Source organism: Hymenobacter agri (assembly GCF_054778495.1).
The window spans coordinates 1-3,233 of record NZ_BAAGZM010000497.1; the positions used below are offsets into that span (position 1 = coordinate 1).

At 63.0% G+C, this 3,233-nt stretch carries 3 protein-coding genes; 2 read left to right on the forward strand and 1 reads right to left on the reverse strand.

What is annotated here, in order from left to right:
- Positions 1-1,740, forward strand: a 1,740-nt coding sequence (locus ACYVDE_RS18275; protein ID WP_460502989.1) for a M1 family metallopeptidase, incomplete at its 5' end; no start/stop codon positions are given.
- A gap of 180 nt (positions 1,741-1,920) precedes the next feature.
- Here ACYVDE_RS18275 and ACYVDE_RS18280 read toward each other — a convergent pair.
- Positions 1,921-2,433, reverse strand: a complete 513-nt coding sequence (locus tag ACYVDE_RS18280; protein WP_460502990.1) for an acyl-CoA thioesterase — start codon at positions 2,431-2,433, stop codon at positions 1,921-1,923.
- A 292-nt stretch (positions 2,434-2,725) separates the two neighbouring features.
- Between ACYVDE_RS18280 and ACYVDE_RS18285 the strand changes: the two genes are divergently transcribed.
- Positions 2,726-3,233, forward strand: a 508-nt coding sequence (locus tag ACYVDE_RS18285; RefSeq protein ID WP_460502991.1) for a gluconate 2-dehydrogenase subunit 3 family protein, incomplete at its 3' end; no start/stop codon positions are given.

Here is a 3,233-nt window from a genome sequence, read left to right on the forward strand (position 1 = left end):
GATGGCCGCCCCGGCCCCAACTACTGGCAGAACCGCGCCCGCTACGACATCACCGTGGCCGCCGCCCCGCCGGCCCGCGACATTCGCGGCCGCGAAACCATCACCTACTACAACAACAGCCCCGACACGCTGCGCCAAGTGGTACTGCGAATCATCCAGAACATTCACAAGCCCGGCGCCTCGCGCGACGGCGATGCGGCCGCCGACTACCTCACCAGCGGCGTGGTGATTGACACTTTCCGGGTGGGTGGCCAGCTTAAGGCGCTGCCGCAGAACCTGGGTACTGCCCCCGGCGTGCGCCTACCCCGCCCGCTGGCCCCGCACGACTCAGTGAAATTCGCCGTAGCCTGGCACTTCCCCATTTCCAAGGAAAGCGGCCGCGAGGGCATGATTGACCCCACCACCTACTTCCTGGCCTACTTCTACCCGCGCGTGGCCGTGTACGACGACTACAACGGCTGGGACCGCCTGCCCTTCGTCGACAGCAAGGAGTTCTACAACGACTTCAACGACTACACCCTGCGCGTGCAAGCGCCGGCCAACTACATCGTGTGGGCCACCGGCACCCTGCAAAACCCCGACCAGGTGCTGCAGAAAGCCGCCGCCAAGCGCCTCAAGCAGTCGATGACCAGCGATGCCGTCATTCACGTAGCCACCGCCGCCGACCTGGCCAAGAACAGCATCACCGCCCAAAACGCCACCAACACCTGGGTGTGGGCCGCCAAGGATATTTCCGACGTGACCGTGGGTTTGAGCAACCACTACGTGTGGGATGCCGCCAGCGTCATCGTCGATGCCAAGGCCAAGCGCCGCGCCAGCATGCAGGCCGCCTACGCCGACTCGACGGTCGATTTCCGGCAGTCGGTGAAGAACGGGCAGTACGCGCTGGGCTGGTTCTCGAACCCCAACAACTGGCCCGGCGTGGCCTACCCCTTCCCTAAAATGACGGCCTTCCAGGGCTTTGCCGACATGGAATACCCCATGATGGTGAACGACAGCCCGCAGCAGGACCCCAAGTTTGCGCAGTTCGTGCAGGACCACGAAATCGCGCACACCTACTTCCCCTTCTACATGGGCATCAACGAAAGCCGCTACGCCTACATGGACGAGGGCTGGGCCACCACGTTCGAACTGCTCATCGGCCGCACCGAAAACGGCCAGGAAGCCGCCGACAAGCTCTACAAGATGTTCCGCGTGAACCGCTGGATTAACGACCGCAGCACGGCCGAAGACCTGCCCGTCATCACGCCCAGCAGCGAGCTGAAGGCCGGCTACGGCAACAACGCCTACGGCAAGCCCTCGCTCAGCTACCTGGCTCTGAAAGACATGCTCGGCGATGCCCTCTTTAAGAAAGCCCTGCACGAGTACATGGACCGCTGGCACGGCAAGCACCCCATTCCGTGGGACTATTTTAACTCGATGAACAGCGCCACCGGCCAGGACCTGAACTGGTTCTTCAACAGCTGGTTTTTCACCAACGGCTACATCGACCTGGCCGTGGGCACGGTAGCGGGCAACAGCGTGACGGTGAACAACGTGGGCGGTTTCGTGGCTCCCTTCGATATGCAGCTCGAATACACCGACGGCAGCAAGGAAACCCTGCACCAAACCGCCGCCGTGTGGCGCAGCAACCAGCAGCAGGCCGTCATCATCACGCCCAAAGCCGTGAAATCGGTGAAGCTCGACGGCGGCATCTTCATGGATGCCAACGAGAAGGACAACGTGAGCGCGGCGCGGTAGCCTCTCACGTCAACCTCACCCCCTGACGCCCTCTCCTCGGGGAGAGGGGGCACCGGTTCGGCCCAAGTGCCAAACTCAAAAGAGCCCGGCGCAATGCGTCGGGCTCTTTTTTTGCTGCCGTATCAACATCAGAAGCATGACCGGTGCCCCGGAGGGGTCCCGTGAGGTTGACGTGGATGGTTACCCCTCCCGCCGCAGCTTCTTCAGCTGCTGGCGCACCTCTTTCACGCGCTCGTCGAAGCCGTCGGGGTCGTAGCTCACGTGGTCCACGTCGAGGTCGTCGAGCAGGTCCATGAGGGCGTTGGAGTGGTCGGTGCGGGTGCCGGCGGGCACGGTCACAAAGGTCAGCTCCGACCAGAGCAGGGCCAGCAGGCGCAGGCCGTCTTCGCTGCGCATCTGCATTTCGAGCACGATGTTGGAGTTATCGAAGTGAATGAGCTGGCTCAGGATGCGCACCTGCACGCCCTGCCGCGCCGGCTTGAGGTAGCTGATGTGGTGCTTGGTAATCACCCAAGCCGCGTTTTGCTCGCGGGCCAGCTGGCCCATGTTCAGGTTGTAGTGCGCCGTGCTGTGGTCTTCGCGGGCGTTGAGGAAATAGTCGAGGTAGCGGGCGTTGTTGAGGTGGCCCAGCATGTCGCAGTCCTGGAAATAGATGCGGTGCGTGGTTTCGGGTGTTTGAACGAGCTTGGGCATTTCGGGAGAGGCGGGGAATTGGGGAGACGGGAAGTCAGGGCAAAGGTCGACAGTATACGCCGCTCCCGTCGGGCGCAGCCGAGGACGCTCGCTTGAATTGTTGAGCCGAAAGACAGTGCAGCTAACGATTGAATTACTGCCGCACGCGAGCGGCCTCGGCTGCGCTCGGCCTGACAGCCTTTTGACAACTCCTATCCCTACACACTCTTACCCTCCTACCCCAAAAACTACTCGGCACGCCTAACATATTGCGGGAAAATCATTACCTTTTAGCGCTTAAAATTCCCGCCCCATGTTCTCGCTTACTCCCACCCGCTCCGCCGTTCTTCAGGCCCTGGCCGATACCTTCGTTCCTGCCCTCGCCGAAGGCATTCCTGCCGGCTCGGCCGGGCTCAACCTCGAAAAGCTCGAAGCCGCCATTCAGGAACAGCCGGCCGGGGCGCAGACCGAATTCGGCCAGCTGCTCGACCTGATGGAGAAGCCCCTGCTGGGCCTGACATGGTTTGGCCCGCTGAAGCCGTTTCGCAAGCTCGATGCCGCGCAGCGCGAGCAGCTGCTGCAAAGCTGGGCCGCCAGCAACGTGCCGCAGCTGCGCAAGGGTTTCCAGGCGTTGCGCAAGCTGTGCACGCTGCTCTACTACGGCGGCAGCATGGCCGAGCTGCCGGCCGCCTGGGGCCACCTTGGCTACCCCGGCCCCGACGAGCGGCCCGTGGACACACCCAAGCCCATCCAAACGCTGCAGCCCGAAACCGACACCGTGTACGAGTGCGAGGTGCTGGTCATTGGCTCGGGCGCGGGCG

Coding starts and splice junctions, on each gene's coding strand:
- ACYVDE_RS18280 (WP_460502990.1), bottom strand. CDS start 2,433: ATGCCCAAGCTCGTTCAAACACCCGAAACCACGCACCGCATCTATTTC.